Origin of the sequence: Rhodococcus sp. EPR-134 (genome assembly GCF_001647205.1) — a bacterium.
Classification (GTDB): domain Bacteria; phylum Actinomycetota; class Actinomycetes; order Mycobacteriales; family Mycobacteriaceae; genus Rhodococcus_F; species Rhodococcus_F qingshengii.
Map to the genome: position 1 here is coordinate 1 of NZ_LVCT01000528.1, position 4168 is coordinate 4168.

A 4168-nucleotide genomic window follows, 5' to 3' on the forward strand; every position below is an offset into this window, starting at 1 on the left:
CCGCTGACAACGCGGACGGGCAGACAGCGCAGTCTCTGATCGAGAACGGTGTGCAGAGCGGAGACTCCAGACCGCCACTGCTCGAGTTGCTCACACAGGTCGAGCACTACAACTGGGCGGCGATTGTCGCTACCGCCGTGGTGATCGCTGTAGTGGCAACCGGAACCGTCATCGCCGTCCGACGCTACAGACCGTCGGACACGACAAACGGTGCCCACCGTCGGATGTTCCTCGCCCTCGGATCGCTCGGTGCTGTGATGACCATTGCGATGACGCTGCTGTTCGTCGCGGCCGTAGTGGCAGTCGTCGATCCAGGAGAAGCTCTCCTCGGCGCAGTCGGCCTGTGACTCTATTGCCGGACCAAGATGAAGGGCGAGGCGTATCCATGACCGAATCACGGAAGTGCTGAACGTCGCTCGCAGTACGTTGTACCGAAACCTGTAGTAGCAAAATCGAATTCGCTACGGCATTGGAAATGCTGCGTCTCCGTCGGCACTGATGTCGCCGGTTCGCCTTGGTGGATGCGCTTCCTACAATTCGATGGGGCGATTCGGGTGTGGGCTTGCGGTTGGCGCGCTGATATCTGTGCGCCGTTCCCTCGACCGCGGTGAGCGGGTGACGCAGCTGTCTGTCGAAGTGGGAGAGGGGCAGCTGCGTCGCGGGTTGCAGATCGTCAAGCCGCGGCCCTCGACGGCTCGTTGCGGTAACGCGACAGTCGGCCGTCGGTTCCGGTAAGCCGCCAGGACCAGAGGGTGAGCCGGGTGCGCATTCCGTTGGCGTCGGCGAGGCTCCGGACGTCTGCGCAGGACTCTGCAAGGAGTCGCCGGAAATCGGGGTTGCGCATCGAATAGGTCTCGCGCAGAACATTGCGGGGGATACCCAGCAACGTCGCGTCCTGCCGGCTCGGGACGACGATGGACCAAAACCCTATGCGCATGACTACAGGCGTGGTGAGGCCGAGTGCGAGGCGGTTGAATCGGCTCATGCGCGGAGCGTGATGGCGCAACCATGCATGGGCGAACCCGATGTGACGTGCTTCCTCGGCGAGATGGATCTGCATGATGCGGTCGGTGAGCGGGTGAATGCCACCGCCGCGCATGATGCTCTTCTGGATGTGGTCGATCGGCTCCTCTCCAGCGAGGATGATCTGAAAGAAGAAACTGGGCCACAGCGATCCCAGCGAACCGACCAGGGGGAAGGCCTTGACAAGCCACGTTGGGGCACCGTGGACCTCCGGAGCCACCCGGTTGGTGAACTCCTGAAACATCTGGATGTGGTGTGTCTCTTCGGTGAGTTCGTGCATGAAGTAGCGGAATTCGGGGTTCTCGTTCGCCAGGCCCATCAAGAACTGGGTACCGCCGAGAAGGAGCAGTTGCTCGAACTGGGAGCCGGTCTTTGTTATAGATGCGAGCCGAATCCGGGCAACCCGCCGTTGTTCCTGGGGTGAGAGCGCGCGGTACCAGTCGGTGTGGGACAAGGGGTCGACCGCGGGGAGTGTCCATCTTGGGTCGTCCGCGGGGGCGGCGAATTCGGGCGAATTCCAGGCGATGTCTTTGAACGCCTCGAAGTGGAGCCCTGTCGAGGATGCCTCGGACAGTGTGCGCAGAGTGTCGTGGTAATCGCGATGTTCGTTGACGGTATTGCGCCCCGGAGTTAACCGGACAGATGGCGCGTTACGCCGCGTGCGACGAGGTGTTAGGAACTGCATTTCGGGCTCCTTTGTGGCATCTATCTCAGACGTGCCCACAGTAAACTAAGTGTGACTACGCGTCCACAGTAACTGTATGAGTCTGCACGTCCACGGGTAAGTCCGGAAGGGCGAAAAGGACGCTCAATATCGCACCATGCACGCAGCTCTCGGCATTTGATGGTGGTGTGGGTCCTGCTGTCGAGACGACGGCGCTGGACGTGGTCGACGTTAGGCCATTGTGTGCATCTGCCGACCTATACGGTGGGATAGGTGCAGGACGAGGTTCTCGCGATCTCGTCACGGTCGGTGTCCCGCTTGATCGGGTCGGAACTCACCTCGCCGAACTCGCGTCCCTGCACCGCGGCGATATCCGAGGCGGCGCAGACAGTTGATCATGTGGATCGGCCCGCACGTCTTTCGTCATGCGACGGGGATCCGATAGTCCGTGGTTATTGCCGGGATAACGAGCGGTAACAGTCGAAATATCTCATCGGCAACTGCAAGTTATGTCAGTTCTTAAGTGACTGTGCAACAACCAGTTTCGACGGAGGTCGCTATCTGAATTGAAATTCTGGGCGAAAATGCGCGACGACCAATGGCTCTGAGGTGGCTATGAGGGAGACGCGTCGGGGTGGTTGCCTCCTTGAATGGGCTCTTTCTGCTGGTGAGGCGGTGTAGCCGTTTTCGCGGGTTACCGCCAGATCATACTTTGGTACGCTTAAAGTATGACCACGAAATTTACCATAAGTCTGCCTGACGAGGATGCCCACCTACTCGACGAGTATGTGCGTGATCACGGACTTCGTGGCCGGTCAGCAGGAATTCGAGCCGCACTCCGCCTACTCTCGACGTCCGGACTCGAACGTGACTACGCTGCAGCGTTTGCTGAAGGTGACGTAGATGAAGTGTGGGACGCTGTCACGGCAGACACCGAATGATTCGCCGCGCGCACATTCACTGGGTGGATCTCGATCCCGCGCAGGGCAGTGAAGCGGCGAAACGACGACCGGCGGTGGTGGTGAGCAACGACCGGGCCAACGCTACTGCAGAAAATCTCGGCAGGGGCGTGATCACCGTGGTTCCGTTGACTACCAATACCGCGCACGTGTTTCCGTTTCAGGTGATTGTCGAGTCCGACGAGTCAGGTTTGGCGCGAGCGTCGAAAGCGCAAGCGGAGCAAGTGCGTTCGGTATCGGTTCGGCGTCTGGATCCTGAACCTGTCGGCAAGGTCGGGATGGAGACTTTCGCCGCACTCGAGGACGCGCTGCGGCTGCACCTCGATCTGCAGTAACTTGGTGCTGTTGGGACCGGGTGATCGCCTCGATCGTCGGGGTGCGGTTGCCGAAGACCCTACGTGGTCTGCTCTGCCCACTCGCTGCTTGCTTCCCTTGCCAGCGCGGCAGTGAGAGTGCGTCCGACGAGCGGCAGGACGACTCGGCTTGCTAGCAATTGGTCTCGATACAGCGAACGAACCGAGGGGCGGAACGCCTAAGGTGTGCTGGTCCATCCGTCTGGGGTGTGAAGTACTCCGTTCACTCGCACTGGAATAGGGGGTCCTCCGGTGTCTCCTACTGTGCGGCGGCATATCTCGTCGAGGATTTGCTTGTTCGACATTTGTTGCAGCGACATCCTGGTCGGGGAGAGAGGGCGGTTCTCTTCTTCGGTCATGTAGCCGGCGGCGATCAGCACGTCTTGTATGGGCGCATCGAACAACACTGCGACCTGCCGAAGAACTTGCGGGGACGGCGATCGCACGATCGTTGCCCAATGACGCAGCAACGACGGATACACCCCTAGCGCCCGGGCAGCCTCCTCGGTGCTCTCGTAGCCCCGAGCATCGATCTGATCACGAATCCACACTCCGAATCCTGTCCGCATGGCCTGAATTTTTTCATGGATTCGTGGACTCGATATCGGTGTGGCGCTGCTTACTGAATTCTCCCGGGGGGGGCGTGAGTTTTGACGACAGTACTTCTGTCGTGATGGTGCGAAAAGCTCGGTGGCTAGTCGAGTCGTTCCGACACCGACTCAGGATGCTGCTCCTACGCCGATGCCGCGATGGACACTCAGCGGTCATCGCGTCCACGGGTACGGCGCTGGCCTCTGACTCGGTATCGGCTGAATCACCAGGGTTTTCGTTGGTGTGGTTGCCACCTTGAGCGACGGTCATTTCGGATTCGGGTTTCATCGTCCTTGGTTCGGCACGTACACCGCGTGTCCGGTATCGGGTGCACCACCGCCATACTGCCCGCCTGTCCTGTAATCGTTTCTCTCGGACCTCTGAGTCATCGACGGATTCGCGGATGCACCCCTCATTCAGTGTGCACTCCTGACCTATCACGTCTGTCGTCGGAATAGTGGACGAAGATCCCAAACATTGGGGTCTGCTGCACGGATAGGTGACATCTGATCTGTGGTGCCGAGAGGTGCCGCTGGAAGGATGTGCACCATGCCGAAGCCCTATCCCCGAGAGTTCCG

The 4168-nt window shown here is 60.0% G+C and carries 5 protein-coding genes; 3 read left to right on the forward strand and 2 right to left on the reverse strand.

Annotation, left to right across the window (positions count from 1 at the left end; genetic code table 11):
- The coding region (locus A2J01_RS36545; protein ID WP_197494285.1) for a hypothetical protein at window positions 1–347 on the forward strand (347 nt) is incomplete at its 5' end.
- Window positions 348–673: 326 nt separating this feature from the next.
- Here the strand turns inward: A2J01_RS36545 and A2J01_RS24105 are convergent.
- Window positions 674–1708 carry an AurF N-oxygenase family protein gene (locus tag A2J01_RS24105; protein WP_064113761.1) on the reverse strand — a complete coding sequence of 345 codons (1035 nt, stop codon included), beginning with the start codon at window positions 1706–1708 and terminating at the stop codon, window positions 674–676.
- Window positions 1709–2415: 707 nt separating this feature from the next.
- Between A2J01_RS24105 and A2J01_RS35360 the strand changes: the two genes are divergently transcribed.
- Both A2J01_RS35360 and A2J01_RS24110 read left to right on the forward strand, forming a co-directional pair.
- Window positions 2416–2628 (forward strand): ribbon-helix-helix domain-containing protein, encoded by a 213-nt coding sequence (locus A2J01_RS35360; protein ID WP_003943374.1) that lies wholly within the window; start codon window positions 2416–2418, stop codon window positions 2626–2628.
- Window positions 2625–2981 (forward strand): type II toxin-antitoxin system PemK/MazF family toxin, encoded by a 357-nt coding sequence (locus A2J01_RS24110; protein ID WP_003943396.1) that lies wholly within the window; start codon window positions 2625–2627, stop codon window positions 2979–2981. The genes A2J01_RS35360 and A2J01_RS24110 overlap by 4 nt, the downstream gene beginning before the upstream one ends.
- Before the next feature lie 197 nt (window positions 2982–3178).
- Here the strand turns inward: A2J01_RS24110 and A2J01_RS24115 are convergent, their stop codons facing one another.
- Entirely contained in the window at window positions 3179–3568 is a 390-nt protein-coding gene (locus A2J01_RS24115) for a helix-turn-helix domain-containing protein (RefSeq protein WP_007728194.1), read from the reverse strand.
- Window positions 3569–4168: the final 600 nt, after the last annotated feature.